General features: G+C 67.7%; 15 protein-coding genes. 10 read left to right on the plus strand and 5 right to left on the minus strand.

What is annotated here, in order from left to right; genetic code table 11:
* Window positions 1–44: 44 nt before the first annotated feature.
* On the plus strand, window positions 45–1,463 hold the full coding sequence (locus ACFORO_RS28555) for a PucR family transcriptional regulator (RefSeq protein WP_377872146.1): 1,419 nt from the start codon (window positions 45–47) through the stop codon (window positions 1,461–1,463).
* Here the strand turns inward: ACFORO_RS28555 and ACFORO_RS28560 are convergent.
* Together ACFORO_RS28560 and ACFORO_RS28565 are read right to left on the minus strand one after the other, a co-directional pair.
* A complete protein-coding gene (locus tag ACFORO_RS28560; protein WP_344288433.1) occupies window positions 1,453–2,193 on the minus strand; it encodes a cache domain-containing protein in 741 nt (246 codons plus the stop codon). The genes ACFORO_RS28555 and ACFORO_RS28560 overlap by 11 nt on opposite strands.
* 32 nt (window positions 2,194–2,225) lie before the next feature.
* Complete coding sequence (locus tag ACFORO_RS28565; RefSeq protein WP_344288431.1) at window positions 2,226–2,969, minus strand: FadR/GntR family transcriptional regulator; 744 nt, start codon at window positions 2,967–2,969, stop codon at window positions 2,226–2,228.
* Between the two features lie 113 nt (window positions 2,970–3,082).
* On the opposite strand from ACFORO_RS28565, the gene ACFORO_RS28570 reads away from it, so the two are divergent.
* From ACFORO_RS28570 to ACFORO_RS28595, 6 genes are all read left to right on the plus strand, one after another.
* Window positions 3,083–4,498 carry a gamma-aminobutyraldehyde dehydrogenase gene (locus ACFORO_RS28570; RefSeq protein WP_377872147.1) on the plus strand — a complete coding sequence of 472 codons (1,416 nt, stop codon included), beginning with the start codon at window positions 3,083–3,085 and terminating at the stop codon, window positions 4,496–4,498.
* 32 nt (window positions 4,499–4,530) lie between these two features.
* On the plus strand, window positions 4,531–5,607 hold the full coding sequence (locus ACFORO_RS28575; protein ID WP_354744716.1) for an ABC transporter ATP-binding protein: 1,077 nt from the start codon (window positions 4,531–4,533) through the stop codon (window positions 5,605–5,607).
* A 26-nt stretch (window positions 5,608–5,633) separates the two neighbouring features.
* Window positions 5,634–6,842, plus strand: coding sequence for an ABC transporter substrate-binding protein (locus ACFORO_RS28580; RefSeq protein WP_354744714.1), 1,209 nt, complete (start codon window positions 5,634–5,636; stop codon window positions 6,840–6,842).
* Window positions 6,843–6,968: 126 nt separating this feature from the next.
* Window positions 6,969–7,850: an ABC transporter permease gene (locus tag ACFORO_RS28585; protein ID WP_354744712.1), complete on the plus strand. Its 882-nt coding sequence runs from the start codon at window positions 6,969–6,971 to the stop codon at window positions 7,848–7,850.
* Between the two features lie 15 nt (window positions 7,851–7,865).
* Complete coding sequence (locus tag ACFORO_RS28590; protein ID WP_370940174.1) at window positions 7,866–8,669, plus strand: ABC transporter permease; 804 nt, start codon at window positions 7,866–7,868, stop codon at window positions 8,667–8,669.
* Between the two features lie 114 nt (window positions 8,670–8,783).
* Window positions 8,784–9,446 carry an alpha/beta fold hydrolase gene (locus ACFORO_RS28595; RefSeq protein WP_377872168.1) on the plus strand — a complete coding sequence of 221 codons (663 nt, stop codon included), beginning with the start codon at window positions 8,784–8,786 and terminating at the stop codon, window positions 9,444–9,446.
* Here the strand turns inward: ACFORO_RS28595 and pip are convergent.
* Window positions 9,427–10,371, minus strand: a complete 945-nt coding sequence (gene pip, locus ACFORO_RS28600; protein ID WP_377872149.1) for a prolyl aminopeptidase — start codon at window positions 10,369–10,371, stop codon at window positions 9,427–9,429. The two genes, ACFORO_RS28595 and pip, sit on opposite strands and share 20 nt — an antisense overlap.
* A gap of 96 nt (window positions 10,372–10,467) precedes the next feature.
* Complete coding sequence (locus tag ACFORO_RS28605; protein WP_377872150.1) at window positions 10,468–11,442, minus strand: right-handed parallel beta-helix repeat-containing protein; 975 nt, start codon at window positions 11,440–11,442, stop codon at window positions 10,468–10,470.
* Between the two features lie 233 nt (window positions 11,443–11,675).
* Between ACFORO_RS28605 and ACFORO_RS28610 the strand changes: the two genes are divergently transcribed.
* Together ACFORO_RS28610 and ACFORO_RS28615 are read left to right on the plus strand one after the other, a co-directional pair.
* The gene (locus ACFORO_RS28610; RefSeq protein ID WP_377872151.1) at window positions 11,676–12,623 is read left to right on the plus strand and encodes an undecaprenyl-diphosphate phosphatase; all 948 of its coding nucleotides are present in this window, start codon (window positions 11,676–11,678) and stop codon (window positions 12,621–12,623) included.
* 16 nt (window positions 12,624–12,639) lie between these two features.
* The gene (locus ACFORO_RS28615) at window positions 12,640–13,578 is read left to right on the plus strand and encodes a cytochrome c oxidase assembly protein (RefSeq protein WP_354744704.1); all 939 of its coding nucleotides are present in this window, start codon (window positions 12,640–12,642) and stop codon (window positions 13,576–13,578) included.
* A gap of 32 nt (window positions 13,579–13,610) precedes the next feature.
* Here the strand turns inward: ACFORO_RS28615 and panB are convergent, their stop codons facing one another.
* Window positions 13,611–14,501 carry a 3-methyl-2-oxobutanoate hydroxymethyltransferase gene (panB, locus tag ACFORO_RS28620; RefSeq protein WP_354744702.1) on the minus strand — a complete coding sequence of 297 codons (891 nt, stop codon included), beginning with the start codon at window positions 14,499–14,501 and terminating at the stop codon, window positions 13,611–13,613.
* A gap of 240 nt (window positions 14,502–14,741) precedes the next feature.
* Between panB and lysX the strand changes: the two genes are divergently transcribed.
* Complete coding sequence (gene lysX / locus ACFORO_RS28625; protein WP_377872153.1) at window positions 14,742–18,065, plus strand: bifunctional lysylphosphatidylglycerol synthetase/lysine--tRNA ligase LysX; 3,324 nt, start codon at window positions 14,742–14,744, stop codon at window positions 18,063–18,065.
* The last annotated feature ends 151 nt before the right edge of the window (window positions 18,066–18,216 follow it).

The raw sequence follows: 18,216 nt of genomic DNA on the forward strand, positions 1-18,216 counted from the left end.
TCAGCTGGCCGTTCTGTCCAACTTGACGTCTACACTTAGCCGTTATGGCACTCACCCTGCGCGCCCTCGCCGCCGAACCCGCGCTGGAGCTGCGCGTGGTCGCGGGCGAGGCCGGGCTGGACCGCCCGATCGGCTGGGTGCACCCCACCGAGCTGACCGACCCGCAGAGCTTCCTCGAAGGCGGGGAACTGCTGCTCACGACCGGCCTGACGCTCTACAGCGCGACCTACGCGGCGTACATCCGGCGGCTGGTCGAGGCGGACGTCGCCGGGCTCGGCTTCGGTGTCGGGCTGAGCCACGCGAAGGTGCCGGACGCGTTGGTGGCGGTCGCCGACGAGGTCGGGTTGCCGGTGCTGGAGGTCCCGCGGAAGACACCGTTCATCGCGATCACGCGCGCGGTGTCCCGGTCGGTCGCAGCCGACGAGTATGCCGCGACGGTACGGATCGGCCGCGCTCAACAGGAGCTGACGAGGACCGCTGTCGGGCGAAGCGGTGCCGGGGGGGTGGTGCGGCGGCTCGCGCGGCTCATCGACGGCTGGGCCGTGCTCTACGACTCCGCCGGACGCGTGCGCGAGGCTTCGTCGGCCAGGGCGCGCAGTGTCGAGTTGGACGTCACCAGCCTTCGCGCGGGCACGCGCGTGGTGTCCCATGGCGACGACGAGGTCGTCATCCAGACTCTGCACACGCGGGGTGCGTTGGCGGTCGGTACTGCGGAACCGTTGGACAGCACCGGCCAGCACATCGTCAACACGGCGGTCTCGCTGCTTTCCCTTGCCCTGGAACAGGATCGCGCACAGCGGCTTTCGCTCTCCCAACTGCACACCGGCGTGCTGGAGCTGCTCGCCGCCGGACACCGTGAGCTGGCCCGCGAGGTCGTGCCGGACCTTCCGCCGGAGCCGTGGACGGTGCTCGCGGTGGCCGGCAGCAAGGCCGCCCGGAACACGCTGTACGAACGGCTGGAAACCCTTGCCGGGCAAGTGTTCGCCGCGCATCGCGGGGACAAGCTGATCGTGCTGGCCGAGAACGACGAGGTGAGCGCGATCGTCGCCGAGACCGGGGAGTTCCACAGTGGACTGTCGACAGGGGAATTCCCGACCGCGCTAAGGCAGGCGGAAGAAGCAGCCGAGGCGGCGCGGACCCAGCGCGTGCCGATGCTGCGGTACGCCGATCACGCCGGGGCCGGACTGCTCGGCCTGGTCGATCACCAAGCCGCGCAAGCGTTTTCCGACCAGCTCCTCGCACCGGTGCGGGAGTTCGACCGGACCGGTCGCGGCGACCTGGAGCTGTCCCTGCGCTGCTGGCTCGAACACCACGGCCACTGGGACCTCGCCGCGACGAAGCTCGGCGTGCACCGGCACACCTTGCGCAACCGGGTCACCAAGGCGGCCGAGCTGCTGGGTCGGGACCTCGACGCACCCGGCGTCCGCGCCGAACTGTGGTTCGCCCTGCAGATTAGGTCGTGACCAGCAACGTGATCGGCGAATCCCCGCAGCGCCGCAACGTCATCCCGCCCGGCGCCGTGTACGGCTCCGCACCGGAGGCCCACCAGGCTGGCACGTCGATCTCGCGCACCAGCGACCCGGTCGCCTTCCGCACGCTGTTCGAGACGATCACGCGGCCCTGCGCGTTGAGCAACGCGGCGGTCCGGCCGAGCGCGCGAAGCCGGCGACTCACCGTGCGCTCGAACTCGCGCACATACACGTCCGCACCAACGACTCCGGCGAATTCCTCACCGCGCGTGACCGGAACGGTGAAGGTCAGCGTGTACTCGTCGGTGCAGAGATAGTCCACGTACGGCCCGTTGACGTGCCGCCGTCCGCTGTCGCGCGGGACGGTAAACCACGATTGCCGCGTGTAGTCAAGGAAATTAGGGCTCTCCGGATCGAGGCTGATGAACAGCTGTTCCGGCGCGCCGTCGTCGGTGCGGCACGAAGTCCACCACTCGAAGCCGAGTTCCTGATCAGCCAGGACATTCGGCGCGCTCACGAAGCCCGCGCCGACCACGAGGCCGCCGAGCGCCTCGATGACCTGCGGCCGGATCGTGTGCAGCGCTTCGGCGGACAGGTCGGCGGTTTCGCCGAGCAGCGTTTCCGCGGCGGCCAGAACTGGTTTCAGGCGCGCGAAAATCTCCTCGACGAGGGCGGAAACCTGGGTCACTACCTCTTCGCCGGTCAGCGTGTGGGTGTCGGTCACGATGCTCACCTCGTGATGCGGGTCATCGGAGCTTACGGCGTTTCGAGGGTCAGGTGCAGATCTGCGAGCCGATCAAGCGCGCCGAGAAGGTGTTCTTCGGTCAAGGCGCGCGCCCGATCGCCGTCGGCCGAGGCGATCGCGGTGACGATCGCCTGGTGCTCAGCGTAAGACCCACGGCAGGTTTCCTTGTCGCCGAGGGGCGCCCAGAGCAATACGCCGTGTTCGCTCTGCAGCTGAACTTCCTGGTTGGTGAGCCGCGGGGACTGTGCGGCGGCGGCGACTTCGAGGTGGAAGTGCCGCTCCGCGCGGGTCGCGTCGGGGCCGCTCGCGCCGAGGAGGTCTTCCGCGGTGAGCCGCAGCCGTTCGAGATCTTCGGGAGTGCTGCGTTCGGCGGCGAGTTTCGCGGCCGAGCCCGCGACGGCGAGGTAGTGGTCGCCGAAGTCGCGAAGTTCAGCCATTGAGACCAATCGCAGGCGTTCGGCCCACGAACTCTGCGCGGGCCAGTCCGGGGTGCGCACGAAGCTGCCGCCGCCGCGTCCGCGCCGCGTTTCGACGAGACCCTGCTGCCGCAGCACCGCGAGCGCCTCGCGCACAGTGACCGTGGAGACGCGGAACTGCGCGGCGAGTTCGGCCTCGCTCGGCAACTGCTCGGCGTCGTCGAGGAGACCGAGCGTGATGGCGTCGAAGAGCCGCGCCGCGACCGCTTCCGCGCGCCCCACCTGTTCCAGCGGGGCGAACATCGCCAGTCGTGCGCTGTTCGACATCTCCTTGCGCATCGTTGGTCCACCCGTCTCGGCATCCGTTGGTGCCAATCCTGCCCCAGGGCCTTGTCATTTGAAATATGGAGTTATATGTTTCATTCTGCCACGGAGAGTCAGGAGGCGCACGCGTGCAGGAGTTGAAGCACTACATCGGCGGGACCTACGTCGACTCGCTGTCCGGAAAGGTCGCGGAAATCGTCGACCCGGTTACCGGGCGTGCGTACTGCACCGCGCCGGTGGCCGGCGCCGAGGACGTGGACCGCGCGCTGAAGGTCGCCGCGGAAGCGTTCGAAAGCTGGCGCGAGACCACCCCGGCGCAGCGGCAGCTCGCACTGCTGAAGATCGCCGACGCGCTTGAGGCGCGCGGCGAGGAGATCATCCGCGTCGAAGCGCAGGACACCGGCAAGCCGTTCGCGCTGACCATGGAGGAGGAGCTGCCCGCGGTCATCGACCAGGTGCGCTTCTTCGCCGGTGCCGCGCGCGTGCTCGAAGGCCGTTCGGCCGGCGAGTACATGGAAGGCCACACGTCGTTCATCCGCCGCGAGCCGGTCGGCGTCTGCGCGCAGGTGACGCCCTGGAACTACCCGCTGATGATGGCGATCTGGAAGATCGCGCCCGCGCTCGCTGCGGGCAACACCATCGTGCTTAAGCCGTCCGACACCACGCCCGCCTCCACTCTGCTGCTCGCCGAGATCTGCGGCGATCACTTGCCCGCGGGTGTTTTCAACGTGATCTGCGGCGACCGCGACACCGGACGTGCGTTGGTAGAGCACGACATTCCGGCGATGGTGTCGATCACCGGCTCGGTGCGGGCTGGCATCGAGGTCGCCGGTTCGGCGGCACACGACGTCAAGCGCGTGCATCTCGAACTGGGCGGCAAGGCCCCGGTGATCGTGTTCCCGGACGCCGATCTCGAAGCCGCGGCCGAAGCTATCGCCGCGGCTGGGTATTTCAACGCGGGCCAGGACTGCACGGCCGCCACCCGCGTGCTCGTGCACGACGACGTGCACGACACGTTCGTCAACGCGCTCACTCGCCAGGCCGAGGCGAACAAGACCGGCACGGACGACGACGTCGCCTTCGGTCCGCTCAATAACGAGGCACAGCTGGAAAAGGTCTCCGGTTTCATCGACCGGCTCCCCGCGCACGCGACTGTCCACTGTGGAGGACGGCGCTCCGGCGACGAGGGCTATTTCTACGAGGCCACCGTGGTTTCCGGCGTCCAGCAGGACGACGAGATCATCCAGAACGAGGTCTTCGGCCCGGTCATCACGGTGCAGCGGTTCACTGAGGACGACGAAGCGCTCAAGCACGCCAACGGTGTTCCCTATGGCCTCGCCTCCTCGGTGTGGACCAAGGATCACCAGCGCGCCATGAAGTTCTCGGCGAAACTCGACTTCGGCTGCGTGTGGATCAACACGCACATTCCGCTCGTGGCCGAGATGCCGCATGGCGGGTTCAAGCGGTCCGGCTACGGCAAGGACCTCTCGCTGTACGGCCTCGAGGACTACACCCGCGTCAAGCACGTGATGAGTGCGCTGTAGCCGTCGTGACCAGATCCATGGGAAGGCCCGTCATGCCCCATCAAGCCCCCGCCGAGACCCGGCCGCCGGGAAGGCGTCCGCAGTCCGCGCAGCCGGCGATCCGGCTCACCGGACTGGAAAAGCACTTCGACAAGGTGCGCGCCGTGGACGGGGTCGATCTCGACATCCCGCCCGGCGAGTTCTTCTCGATGCTCGGCCCGTCCGGTTCCGGCAAGACCACCGTGCTGCGGATGATCGCCGGGTTCGAATTGCCGACCGCGGGCACGATCGAACTCGAAGGCAAGGACGTGAGCCAATTGGCTCCGTTCGACCGCGACGTCAACACGGTTTTCCAGGACTACGCGCTCTTCCCGCACATGACGGTGCAGCAGAACGTGGAGTACGGCCTGAAAGTCAAGCGGGTCGCGAAAGCCGAACGCCGGGACCGGGCGAAGGAAGCGCTGCGCACGGTGCGGCTGGAGGACTTCGGCGACCGCAAGCCGGCGCAGATGTCCGGTGGACAGCGACAGCGCGTCGCGCTCGCCCGCGCTCTCGTAAATCACCCGAAAGTGTTGCTTTTGGACGAACCCCTTGGCGCGCTTGACCTGAAGCTGCGCCAAGCCATGCAGGTCGAGCTCAAGCAGATCCAGCGCGAGGTCGGCATCACCTTCGTCTTCGTCACCCACGATCAGGACGAGGCGCTCACCATGAGCGACCGGATCGCCGTGTTCAACGCGGGCCGCATCGAACAGGTCGGTACTCCGGTCGAGGTGTACGAACGCCCGGCAAGTGCTTTCGTAGCAGGGTTTGTCGGCACCTCGAACCTGCTCAGCGGCCGCGGCGCCGAGGCGGTGATCGGCAGGCCGGGCGTCTACAGCATCCGGCCGGAGAAGATTCGCATCGACGGAGACCTTGCGTCTCCGGCCGGTCCCGGAGAGACTTCTGCGACCGGTTCGGTCACGGATGTCGTTTATGCCGGTTCGACGGTGCGCTACGCTGTCGCGCTCGATGCCGGGGGCCAATTGTCCGTTGTCCGCCAGAACACCAGCGAGCCGACCGAGTTCGCCGACGGTCGCGTCCGCCTGCGCTGGCGCCGCGAACACAGTTTCCGGGTCCCCGAAGCCGGCTAGTTCCTCACGGGAAGGTTTCTCTCGCTATGAAGAACAGGAAGACGCTGCTCGCAGGGCTGTGCGGCGTGAGCCTCCTGCTCGCTGCCTGCGGCACCTCGGGCTCCGACTCCAAAGCGGGGTCGGCGCCAGGCGCACAGGGCTTCACGCCGCCGAAGCTGAACGCGCTGACGCAGCTCGGCCAGCCGGAAGGCCAGCTGAACGTGCTCGCGTGGCCCGGCTACGCGGAAAACGGCTCGAACGACGCGAAGGTCAACTGGGTCACGCCGTTCGAACAGCAGACCGGGTGCAAGGTCAACGTCAAGCCGTTCGGCACCTCGGACGAGGCCGTGACGCTGATGAAGACCGGGCAGTACGACGTGGTTTCGGCGTCCGGCGACGCCTCGCTGCGGCTGGTCGCCTCGGGTGACGTCGAGCCGGTCAACACCGCGCTCGTGCCGAACTACAACGACATTTACCCGTTCCTCAAGAACAAGTCGTGGAACAGCGTCAACAACGTCGCCTACGGCATCCCGCACGGCTGGGGCGCGAACGTGCTGGCCTACCGCACCGACAAGGTGCAGCCGGAGCCGAAGTCGTGGTCGCCGATGTTCGACGAGAAGTCGCAGTACAAGGGCAAGATCATTGCCTACGACTCCCCGATCTACATCGCCGACGCCGCGCTGTACCTGATGGCGCACCAGCCTGACCTGGGCATCAAGAACCCGTACGCCTTGGACGACAAGCAGTTCAAGGCGGCCACGGACCTGCTGAAGAAGCAGCGCCCGCTGGTCGAGGAGTACTGGTCGGACTACCTCAAGGAAACGCAGTCGCTCAAGAGCGGCGACGGCGTGATCGGCACGGCCTGGCAGGTGACGGTGAACCTCGCGAAGAGCGAGGGCGCGCCGATCGCGGCCACGGTGCCGAGCGAAGGTGCGACCGGCTGGTCGGACACCTGGATGGTGTCCGCGAAGTCGCAGCACAAGACGTGTGCGTACAAGTGGATGGACTACATCACGAGCCCCAAGGTGAACGCCCAGGTCGCCGAATACTTCGGTGAGGCCCCGGCGAACTCCAAGGCCTGTGCGGAGTTCAAGGACAAGTCGCTGTGCGACACCTACCACGCCAACGACGCCGCGTACGCCGCCAAGATCCAGTACTGGACCACGCCGATCCCGCAGTGCCTCGACGGCCGCACGGACGTCAAGTGCAAGGACTACGGCGACTGGACCCGGGCCTGGACCGAGATCAAGGGTTGATCGACTCTCGCGGATGCCGGTTCCCACCGCGCCGGCATCCGTGAGTCCGCCGGGGGTTGCGGGCCCTCCCCAATGTTCCCGCAGCCCCCGGCTTTTTCTCCCTTCCGCACCCGAAAGCGCTAAGACATGACCGCCGTGAGCCCGCCGAGTCACCGCATCTCGGCTTTCTTCCACCGCAAACCCCAGCTGCGCCTCGGACTTCTCCTCACCGCGCCGATGCTCTGGCTCGGCCTGGCCTACCTCGGCGCGCTCGCCGCCCTCTTCATCACGGCCTTCTGGTCCACCGACGTCTTCACCGGCAAGGTGGTCACCGACTGGTCTTTCGACAACTTCGTCACGCTGTTCAGCGATTCCGTTTATCGCACGATCACGTTCCGCACCGTCGGCATCGCGCTGCTGGTGACCGTGATCGACGCGGTGATCGCGTTCCCGATGGCGTTCGCCATGGCCAAACTCGCGTCGCCGCGGGCGCAGCGGCTGCTGGTGATCATGGTGATGACGCCGCTGTGGGCGAGCTACCTGGTGAAGGCGTACGCGTGGCGGACCCTGTTGTCCGGCAACGGGGTGCTGAACTGGCTGCTGAACCCGCTCGGCATGTCCGGCCCGGGTTACGGCGTCACCGCGACCGTGATCACGCTGTCCTACCTCTGGCTGCCGTACATGATCCTGCCGATCTACGCGGGACTCGAGAAGCTTCCGACGTCCCTGGTGGACGCTTCCGGCGACCTCGGCGCCAAATCCTTCCGCACGTTCCGTTCGGTGATCCTGCCGCTGACGTTCCCGGCGATCGTCGCGGGTTCGATCTTCACCTTCTCGCTGTCGCTCGGCGACTACATCGCGGTGAAGATCGTCGGCGGTACCTCGCAGATGCTCGGAAACGTCGTGTACGACAACATCGGCGCGGCCAACAACCTGCCGTTCGCCGCGACCGTCGCGACGGTCCCGGTCGTGATCATGCTCGTCTACCTGGCCGCGGTGCGTCGCACCGGTGCGCTGGACAACCTCTAGGAGACCGCCGTGCGGATGTCGAAACCCGCCCGGGTGCTGCTGTGGACCGCACTCGGCGCCGGATTCGCGGTGATCTATTTCCCGCTGCTGGTGGTCCTGCTGAACTCGGTCAACGCCGACACCACGTTCGGCTGGCCGCCCAAGAGCTTCACGCTCGAATGGTGGGGCCGGGCGATCACCAACGAGGGCGCCCTGCACGCCTTGTGGACCAGCGTCATCGCCGGGCTTTCCGCGACCGCGATCGCGTTGGTGCTCGGCACGATGGCCGCGTTCGCGTTGCAGAAGTACCGGTTCTTCGGGCGGAACTCGTTGTCGCTGCTGGTGATCCTGCCGATCGCGCTGCCCGGCATCGTCACCGGTATCGCCTTGAACAACGCGTTCCGGACGATCTTCGGCCTTGACCTCGGGCTGATGACGGCGATCGTCGCGCACGCCACGTTCTGCATCGTGGTGGTGTTCAACAACGTGGTCGCCCGGTTGCGCCGGATGGGCGGGAACCTGGAAGAAGCGTCGATGGACCTTGGCGCGGACGGCATGACGACGTTCCGCCTGGTGACGTTCCCGATGCTGCGATCCGCTTTGCTGGCAGGCGGATTGCTGGCGTTCGCGTTGTCGTTCGACGAGATCATCGTGACGACGTTCACGCTCGGCACCGGCATGGAAACGCTGCCGATCTGGATCTACAACAACCTGTTCCGCCCGAACCAGGCCCCGGTGGTCAACGTGGTGGCGGCGGTGCTGATCATCGTATCGACGGTGCCGGTCTACCTGGCACAGCGACTTTCCGGCGGCGACAGCTCCAGCGGCGGCCGCATCTAGCTCCGAAGGTCCGTGAAGGGCTCCTTGAAGGAATCAGATTCCTTCAAGGAGCCCTTCACGGCTTTAAACCGGTTGCCGCGCCAGAGGACAGCGGGCACAGTGCGGTCAGTGGACATGCGTGATCACGGCGGCGACGGTGCCCCGGTCGTCTTGCTGCACGGCGGCGGTGGCCGCACGAGGCACGACTGGGATCACCTCGTCCCGCTCCTGCCCGAGTTCCGGATCGTCGCCTACACCTTCCGGCCGGGGCCGTGGAACTGGCGGCAGGCGTTAGCCGATCTCGCCGACGTCATCCGGCATTTCGACCTCGACCGACCCGCCGTCGTCGGACATTCGCTCGGCGGCATGCTGGCGGCGTTGTGGGCCGCAGAACATCCCGAGTGCCCGCTCGCGGTCAACCTCGACGGGCACACGAATCCCACCGGTCCGGTACTCCGCGGCTTCGTCGACGAGCAGGTCCGGCTGTCGGAGGATCCCGATCTCGGCGCGCTGATCGCGGCGTTCGACGAACTCGACCTGATCGCGACTTACCGGGCCACGCGGTGCCCGCTGCTGGTCGTCTCCTCGCTGCGGCCGGAAGCCGGGATGCTGCTTCCCGAGGAGGTCGGCGTCGCGTTCGCCCGGTACCGCAAGGAATTCGGCGACCAGCTGGCCGCCGCTGCCGCCGATACTCCGCTGCTTTCCCTGCACGAGACCGACACCGGTCACGACGTGCATTTCGAAGCGGCGGAGGAAGTCGCCGACCTGATCCGCCGGGCTACCGGAACCCGTCCGTAGCCTCGCGGAGAGCCGCAAGAATTCCGGGATCGGTAACGGCGTGACCCGCGGATTCGGTGAGCTTCAAGGTCGAACCGGGCCAGGCGCGATGCAGCTGATACGCCGTGATCGGCGGGCACACCGCGTCGTAACGCCCTTGCACCAGCACTCCGGGGATCCCGGCGAGCCGGTCAGCATCCCGGATCAGCTGGCCTTCTTCCAGCCACGCGCCGTGCTGGAAGTAGTGCACCGCAAGCCGAGCGAACGTCAGCGCGAACTGCGGATTCGCGTATTGGTTCACAAAGGACTGTTGCGGCAGCAGTGCCACCGTCGCGCCTTCCCAGACGCTCCAAGCGATCGCGGCCCGTTCACGAACAGCAGGGTCGGGGGAGTGCAGCAGCTCGGCATACCCAGCGAGCGGGTCTTCCCGCTGAGGATCATCCAGCGGCTCCAGGAACGCATCCCACTCTGCCGGGAAGAGATTCGCCGCGCCACCACGATAAAGCCAGTCCAGTTCCCGTTGGCGCACCGTGAAAATCCCGCGCAACACCATCTCGGACACCCGCGACGGATGGGTTTCCGCATACGCCAGCGCAAGCGTCGAACCCCACGACCCGCCGAACAACTGCCACCGCTCGACGTTCAGCCGTTCGCGCAGCAGCTCCATGTCGGACACCAAGTGCCACAACGTGTTCGCCGACAGGTCATCGCCCGCGTTAGGTGTGCTGCGACCCGCGCCGCGCTGGTCGAACAGGATGATCCGGTACGCCTCGGGGTCGAAGTGCCGCCGGGTCATCGGCGCGGTGCCGCTTCCCGGCCCGCCGTGCAGCACCACCACCGGTTTCCCCTGCGGGTTCCCGGCTTCCTGGCAGTAGATCCGGTGCCCGTCGCCGACGTCCAGCATTCCGTCGGCTCGCACCGGGATCGGCGGGTAAAGCTCGTCCATACCGGACACTCTTCCCGAAGGCTTCCGGCTCCCCGAAAGGAGGGTGGGGGCCCGCCCCCGCCGCCGGGCTGAGCGGGCCCCCGTCTGTGATCGCGGTCAGCAGCCTGGTGTCGCGGCTACGTTCGCGAAGCCCTTCCCGGCGTTCGTTACCTTGTTGCTGGCGCAGACCTTGTTCCCGGTGGCCGCCTTAACCACGTAGAAACCGTAGGCCGAGGGCGCCTGCACGTCCGCGGTGTTGTCCGAGAAGGTGTTGTTCTGGCCCCAGCCGTCGACCTGCACGTGGACCTCGAACGACCCGTAGGTCGCGTCGTGCACGAAGACCTTGCTGCCCTTGTTGCCGGTGACCAGGTATCCGTTGCCCTTCACGTCGACCCAGCTGTCGGCGTAGTTCTCGCCGCTCTGCCCGGTGCCGTCGAAGGTGTTGCCGCGCAGTTCGCCGCCGGTGGTGCCTTCCTTGACGTCGATGGACTCCGCGCGCACGTTCGGCCCGATCTTGTTGCCGATCGCCTTGTTGCGGTCGCTGTGATCGGGCTGCCCGCCCGGCCAGTTGCTGGTGGCCGAGCCGAAGTAGATGCCTTCGCCGAAACCGCCGTTTTCCTTGCCGGTGTCGGAGATTTCGGAGTTCTGCACGACGTTGTCGCTGCTGTCGTGCTGGAAGTGGATGCCCTCGTTGCCGATGCCGGTCACCTTCAGCCCGTCCACCAGCGTGTGGTTGACGCCCAGCGCCATCACGCCCTTCTGGCCGCCGGTGACGGTGAACCCGGACAGCGTCCAGTAGCTGCCGGTCAGTTCGATGGTGCGGCCGCCGGACGCCTGCACGACCGCGCTGCGCGGGCCGGTGAGGGTGATCCGGCCGGAGTCGGTGCCGTTGGCGGCGGCCTTGAAGTTGCCGGTGTAGGTGGTGTTCGCGGCCAGCTGGATCGTGGTGCCCGGCTTGGCCGAGGCCAGCGCCGTCTTCAGCTCGGCGGAAGTCTTGACCGGGACTGTCCCGGCGGACGCCGCGGGTGTGGCGAGTGCGAGCAGTGCTGCGGCTCCGGCAGTGGCTGCCAGAACCCGATCGCGGACACGCATTCCAACCCTCCTCGTCGAGGCTCGATGACTTCGGATGCGGCGTGCGCTCACGCTAAGACATCGAGAGAACACTGGTCAAGTACATGATTGATGTTCATGGATGTGAACAGAATGAACAAAGGGTGGCCGGAAAGTGTCGCCTGCGACTGTTCCCGCCCGGCTTGCTCGGAGTTAACCCGGTCCTCGGTAGCTTTTCCGCGGAATGCCCGAACTGCGGCGAGAAAGGCCCGTGAATGTCCGCGGTCAGCTACCTCGAGTCCATTGTCGTCGGCGCTTTGCAAGGCGTGTCGGAATTGTTTCCGGTGTCCAGTCTCGGACACAGCGTCCTGTTGCCGGCGCTCGTCGGCGGAAGCTGGGGCCGCGACCTGAGCATCGGGAAGGACTCGCCGTATCTCGCGGTGCTGGTGGCGATGCACGTCGCCACCGCGATCGCGCTGATCCTCTTCTTCCGGCGCGACTGGGTGCGCATCGTCACCGGCTTGTGGACGTCCATCCGCCGCCGCGAGGTCCGCACGGCCGACCAGCGGCTCGCGTGGCTGCTCATCCTCGCCACGATCCCGGTCGGGATCGCCGGGCTGCTGCTGGAAAGCCTGCTGCGCGACGTGCTCGGCAAGCCGGTCCCGTCGGCGATCTTCCTCGCGCTCAACGGCGGGGTGCTCTTCGCCGCGGAGAAGTTCTCCCGCAAGCCCAAGACGGCGGTCGCGCGCGAGGAGGAGACCATCGATTTCAGCGCCGAGGAGACGATGGTGATGCGCGCGGTGACCATCGACGAGGCGACCGACGTCCGGCTGTCCAAGCTGAGCGTGAAGGAAGCTGTGCTCATCGGGTCGGCGCAGATTTTGGCTCTGCTGCCCGGGATCAGCCGCTCCGGCATCACCATGGTGGCCGGTCTGCGCCGCGGTCTCGACCACGAGGACGCCGCCCGTTTCGCCTGGCTGCTCGCGACGCCGGTGATCCTCGCCGCGGGCGCGTTGAAGATGCCGTCGCTGTTCACGCCGGAGAACAAGCCGTCGCTCGGCCCGGCGCTGGTCGGCAGCGTGGTGGCGTTCATCGCCTCCTACATTTCTGTCCGTTTTCTGACGAAATACTTTGAAACGCGCACCTTGACCCCCTTCGCCATCTACTGCGCGGTCGCCGGAATCGGCAGTCTGATCTTCTTCGCGGTGTCAGGGGCGGCGTAGGGCGCGATTTCGCCGGGTGCACACTGAACGCATCGAAATCGTGCCTGACCTGCCGCCGCTGAGCGGATCGACGTTGTTCACGGCCTGGACCTTGGATGTCCCGGCCGTGGTCGTCGCGCTCGCGCTCGGCGTCGGCTACGTCGTGGCGGCACGCCGTCAGGAGTGGTCAGCGGGCCGGACCACAGCGTTCCTCTCCGGGCTGGCCACGCTCATCCTCGTCACGTGCTCGTTCCTGGGCGTGTACGACACGACGCTGTTCTGGGTCCGCGCGACGCAGAACACCGTGCTGCTGATGGTCACGCCGTTGCTGCTCGCGCTCGGCGCGCCGGTGACGCTGTTGATGCGCACTGCGCCGCCCAGGGTCGCCACATGGCTGCGTACGCACGGCCGTGGCCGCTTCGCGCAGTTCATCACCTTCCCGCTGTGCGTCACCGTGGTGTTGATCGCGCCGTTCCTGCTTATCTACCTCACGCCGCTGTACGAGCTTTCGCTCGACTCAGCGGTCGTCGGCGGCCTCGTGCGCGTGGTGCTCGTGCTGGCCGGCTTCCTGTACTTCTACAGCCGCGTGCAGCTCGACCCGACGCCGCGCAACGGCTCGCACCTGGTGTCGGTGTGGATTTCGTTCACCGAAGTGATCTTCGACGGCGCGCTCGGCCTCGTGCTGTGGCTCGGCCCGCTGCTCGCGCCCGCGCACTACGACGCGGTGCACCGCGACTGGGGACCGGACCGGCGCACGGACCAGATCATCGGCGCGGGCGTGCTGTGGATCGGCGGAGACGTCGCCGGGCTGCCGTTCGTCGGCGCGCTCTTCATCAGGTGGGCCCGCGACGACGAAAAACGGGCGAAACGGCTCGACCGGAAACTGGACGAGGAGGCAGCGGCAGGCGAAGCACCGGCGAAGGGATTGTGGTGGGAGAGCGATCCGGAACTCGCCGAACGGTTCCGCCGCTCGTGAGTGCCGGTTCGCACCGGCACTCACGAGGCAGCTCAGTGGAACGCGTGCTCGGGCGCGGGGAACTCGCCGCGCCGGACGTCCTCGGCGAACGCCGTCGCGGCGCTCTGCAGCACCCCGGCGACATCGGCGTACCGCTTCACGAACCGCGGCGCCTTGCCGCGGCGCAGTCCGGCCATGTCCTGCCAGACCAGCACCTGGGCGTCGCAGTCCGGGCCGGCTCCGATGCCGACCGTCGGGATCTTCAGCTCGTGCGTGACGCGCTTGGCCGCCTCGGCGGGCACCATCTCCATCACGACCGCGAACGCGCCGGCTTCCTGCAGGGCCAGCGCGTCGGCGAGCAGCTTCTCCGCCGCTTCGCCGCGCCCCTGCACCCGGTAGCCGCCGAGGTTGTGCTCGCTCTGCGGGGTGAAGCCGATGTGGCCCATGACCGGGATCCCGGCCGAGGTGAGCGCCTCGACGTGCGCCGCGAACCGGTGCCCGCCTTCGAGCTTGACCGCGTGCGCGCGGCCCTCCTTCATGAACCGGACGGACGTGGCCAGCGCCTGCTCCGGGGACAGCTGGTAGGAGCCGAACGGCAGATCGGCCACCACGAGCGCGCGTTTGGCCGCCCGGGTGACCGAGCGGACCAGCGGGAGCAGTTCGTCGACCGTGACCGGCAGCGACGTGTCGTAACCGAACACATTGTTGGCCGCGGAGTCGCCGACCAGCAGCACGGGGATGCCTGCCTCGTCGAAAAGCTCGGCGGTATACATGTCGTACGCGGTGAGCATCGGCCACGGTTCGCCGCGGTCCTTCAGCTCGCGCAGATGGTGGATCCGGACTTTTCGCGGCTTGGCCTGGCCGGCGGTGCTCGCCGGGCCGGTTCCGTAAGGGGCGGCCACCTCGCCGGCGGCGCCGTCGGGTTGGGCAGACTGGGCAGACATCGTCGTCGACCGTCCTTCCCTCGAGGCCTCGCAGAGGTCCCCGGGTCGTGGAGTCAGTACCGGACACAGCCTGACACGCGCGCGGAAGGGCCCCAAGGTCGTGCGACCAGCTTCACACGGCCGGGTAGCGACAACCGTTTTGCCTCCTGTGACGTCTTGATAGGCACCGGACCGATATGCGTCCGGTGGTGAGAAGGTCCGGCGCGTCCCCGACACGGTCGCGCCGCAAGAAAGGTACCGATGGGAACCCCAGTGAGCGCCCGCCCGCGCAGCCTCGGCTGGAAGGCCCGCGCCGGCGGTCTCGTGGCCACTGTCGTGCAGCTGGCAGCACTTTTCTCGGTCGTGCTGCTGCTGTCGGGCGGACGGCACGGGCACCTGCTGAACGGCATCGACATGGCGTTCGGCGCGGTGAGCGTGCCGACCAGTTCGAGCCTGGTGATCGTGCTGCTGCTCGTCGTGCTCGGCGCGGCGCTGCGCAGGCGCAAGAAGGCCGCGCTGTACGTGCTCGTGCTGTTCCAGGTCGCCGGCCTGGTCACCACGCTGGTCCTGCAGGCGCTGCTGCTGTGGGCTCCCGACCTGCTGACTCTCACCGCCCGCCAGATGCGGCACATCCCGACGCAGGTGGGCGCGCTCGCGGTGGCCGACGTCATCTCGATCCTGCTGATCGTGTTCCTGCTGTCGCTGCGCCCCGCGTTCCCCGCGCGGCTCGCCCCCGGCGCCTGGTGGAACGGCCTTTCCGTGCTGTTCGTCGGGTTCCTCGCGGTGATCGTGTGCGGCTGGGCACTCACCGAGGTATTCCCGGGCAGCCTTGGCGACGCGTGGGAGCGCTTCGCCTGGGTGGTCAACCACGCCACCGGCGAAAACCTGCAGCTGCGCCGCATCGGCGTCGGCGAAGGCCCGGCGTGGATTGACGTCGTCCTCGACCTCGGCGCGACCTTCGTGTCCACTGCCGCGCTGTACACGCTCTTCCGCGGCGTACGCAGCCGTCGCATTCGGACAGACCACGAAGAACTGCAGCTGCGCCGTCTGCTGGGCGAGTACGGCGAGGACGACTCGCTCGGCTACTTCGCCACGCGCCGCGACAAGAGCGTCATGTTCGCGCCCAACGGCCGCGCCGCGGTGACGTACCGCGTGCTCGCGGGCACCACGGTGGCGAGCGCGGACCCGATCGGCGACCCCGACGCGTGGCCGGACGCTGTGCAAGCGTGGCTCCACGAAGCGCGTACGTACGGCTGGACGCCAGGCGTGCTCGGCGCGAGCGAGAAGGGCGCGAAGGTGTACGCCGCCGCGGGGCTGCGCGCGCTGCAGATCGGCGACGAAGCGGTCCTCGACGTCCGAGAGTTCTCACTCACCGGCCCTGAGCGGAAATCCGTGCGACAGGCGGTGAAGCGGATCCAGCGCGCCGGGTACACCGTGCAGGTCCGGCGACACAGCGAAATCCCCGAAGACGAGATGGTGCAGCTGCTCGCCCGCGCACAGCAGTGGCGCGTTGACGAGACCGAGCGCGGCTTCTCGATGGCGCTCGGCCGTCTCGGCGACCCGAGCGACGGACGCAGCGTGATGGTCGAGGCGTACGACGCGCGCGGCGAACTGCGCGGCCTGCTGTCGTTCGTGCCGTGGGGCCGTCGGGGCCTCTCGCTCGACCTGATGCGCCGTGACCGGGACGCCGAAAACGGCCTCAACGAGTTCATGGTCGCCGAGGTCGTCGCGGCCGCGCAGCACGTCGGCGCGCAGCGGATTTCGCTGAACTTCGCGATGTTCCGCGCGGTGTTCTCCGAAGGCGAGCGCATCGGCGCCGGACCGGTTCTGCGCGCGTGGCGTGCGGTGCTCGGCCTCGCGTCGCGGTTCTTCCAGCTGGAATCGCTGTACCGGTCGAACGCCAAGTACGGCCCGGAGTGGGAACCGCGGTTCCTCTGCTACTCCTCGGCGCGGCGGCTCCCGCGAGTCGGCATCGTCGCGGGCGCACTGGAGGGCTTCGTGCCCACCGGCCGCGCGCGTTCGCTGCGGCTGGAGAACGTGGGGGAGGACTTCGTCGCGCAGGTCCGGCGCATCGACGAGGAAGCGGCGCAGGTCGTGCCGCGGCCCAAGCGGCGTCCGGAACAGGTGCGCGTGCGAGTGGCCAAAGTGGACAAACTGCGGGAGCTCGGGGTGGACCCGTACCCCGTCGGTTTCTCCCGCGAAGACCACCTCGGCGACATCGTGCACACGTTTTCCGGACTGGAACCCGATTCCCACACCGGAAAACGCGTCCGGGTAGCCGGGCGGGTCCTCGCCCTGCGCACCCTCGGCGGCCTGTGTTTCGCGCGAATCAAGGACTTCTCCGGCGAACTGCAGCTGATGCTCGACGCGAAGGTCCTGGACCTCACCGGCTGGCGAACCGGCGTGGACCTGGGCGACCACGTCGGCGTGAGCGGCGAGGTCATCACGTCCCGCCGAGGCGAGCTGTCCGTGCTCGTGGACGAGTGGACCGTCACCGCGAAGTGCCTGCATCCGTTGCCGGACAAGCGAAAGGGCCTCACCGACCCGGAGACGCGAGTACGCCAGCGTTACCTGGACCTGGCGGTCAACCCGGACTCCGCGAACATGCTGCGCCTGCGCTCGACGGTCGTCCGCGCGGTCCGCGAACGCCTGCACCAGGGCGACTTCCTCGAGGTCGAAACCCCGATGCTGCAGACCATTCACGGCGGTGCCAACGCGCGACCGTTCGTCACGCACATCAACGCGTACGACATGCGGATGTACCTGCGGATCGCTCCGGAGCTGTACCTGAAGCGCCTGTGTGTGGCCGGCGTCGAGCGGGTTTTCGAGCTGAACCGGAACTTCCGGAACGAGGGCGTCGACGCGACCCACAACCCGGAATTCACGATGCTGGAGGCGTACCAGGCGTACGCGGATTACAACGCCATGCGCCACCTGATGCGCGACCTGATCCAGTACGCCGCCGAAGCCGCGTACGGCGCACAGATCGTGCGACGCCCCGACGCCAACGGCCGCGTCGTCGAACACGACATCTCCGGCGACTGGCCAGTCATCCCCGTGCACAAGGCCGTGTCGGACGCCCTCGGCGAGGAAATCGACTCCCGCACCCCCATCGCCACTTTGCGGAAACTGTGCGCCGCCGCCGGAGTCCCGGCTCCTGAGGAAGCCAGTGCGGGCGACCTGGTCCTGAAGGCGCACGAGCACCTGGTGGAGGGCTCGACGGTCCTGCCGACCTTCTATACGGACTACCCGACCGAGGTCTCCCCGCTGACCCGTCAGCACCGAACGGACCCGCTCCTGGCAGAACGCTGGGACCTGATCGCGTTCGGCTCGGAAGTCGGGACTGCGTACACGGAGCTGACCGACCCGCTAGAGCAGCGTCGCCGGTTGGAAGCGCAGTCCTTGCGCGCGGCGAGCGGGGATGTCGAGGCGATGGAGCTGGACGAGGACTTCCTGCTGGCACTGGAACACGGAATGCCGCCGACTGGCGGGTTGGGGCTCGGAGTGGACCGGCTGCTGATGATGCTGAGCGGGACGTCCATTCGGCAGACGGTGCTTTTCCCGTTCGTCCGTCCGCAGGGGTGAGGTTGGTTCGGTTGTTTGCGGCCTTGCTTCACCGTGGTGGACGCCCGCTGCTGCGGATCTTGTCGGCTTCTTGCCCAGTTCGGCGGCGCTGACGTCGGTGCGCAGCTCTGCTTGACTCCGGCTCGCTCTCGCGCGGATAGACAGAGTGCGG

This window comes from Amycolatopsis halotolerans (genome assembly GCF_042647905.1).
Classification (GTDB): Bacteria; Actinomycetota; Actinomycetes; order Mycobacteriales; family Pseudonocardiaceae; genus Amycolatopsis; species Amycolatopsis halotolerans.

Coding starts and splice junctions, on each gene's coding strand:
- ACFORO_RS28555 (WP_377872146.1), top strand. CDS start 45: ATGGCACTCACCCTGCGCGCCCTCGCCGCCGAACCCGCGCTGGAGCTG.
- ACFORO_RS28565 (WP_344288431.1), bottom strand. CDS start 2,969: ATGCGCAAGGAGATGTCGAACAGCGCACGACTGGCGATGTTCGCCCCG.
- ACFORO_RS28575 (WP_354744716.1), top strand. CDS start 4,531: ATGCCCCATCAAGCCCCCGCCGAGACCCGGCCGCCGGGAAGGCGTCCG.
- ACFORO_RS28580 (WP_354744714.1), top strand. CDS start 5,634: ATGAAGAACAGGAAGACGCTGCTCGCAGGGCTGTGCGGCGTGAGCCTC.
- ACFORO_RS28585 (WP_354744712.1), top strand. CDS start 6,969: ATGACCGCCGTGAGCCCGCCGAGTCACCGCATCTCGGCTTTCTTCCAC.
- ACFORO_RS28590 (WP_370940174.1), top strand. CDS start 7,866: ATGTCGAAACCCGCCCGGGTGCTGCTGTGGACCGCACTCGGCGCCGGA.
- ACFORO_RS28595 (WP_377872168.1), top strand. CDS start 8,784: ATGCGTGATCACGGCGGCGACGGTGCCCCGGTCGTCTTGCTGCACGGC.
- pip (WP_377872149.1), bottom strand. CDS start 10,371: ATGGACGAGCTTTACCCGCCGATCCCGGTGCGAGCCGACGGAATGCTG.
- ACFORO_RS28605 (WP_377872150.1), bottom strand. CDS start 11,442: ATGCGTGTCCGCGATCGGGTTCTGGCAGCCACTGCCGGAGCCGCAGCA.
- ACFORO_RS28610 (WP_377872151.1), top strand. CDS start 11,676: ATGTCCGCGGTCAGCTACCTCGAGTCCATTGTCGTCGGCGCTTTGCAA.
- panB (WP_354744702.1), bottom strand. CDS start 14,501: ATGTCTGCCCAGTCTGCCCAACCCGACGGCGCCGCCGGCGAGGTGGCC.
- lysX (WP_377872153.1), top strand. CDS start 14,742: ATGGGAACCCCAGTGAGCGCCCGCCCGCGCAGCCTCGGCTGGAAGGCC.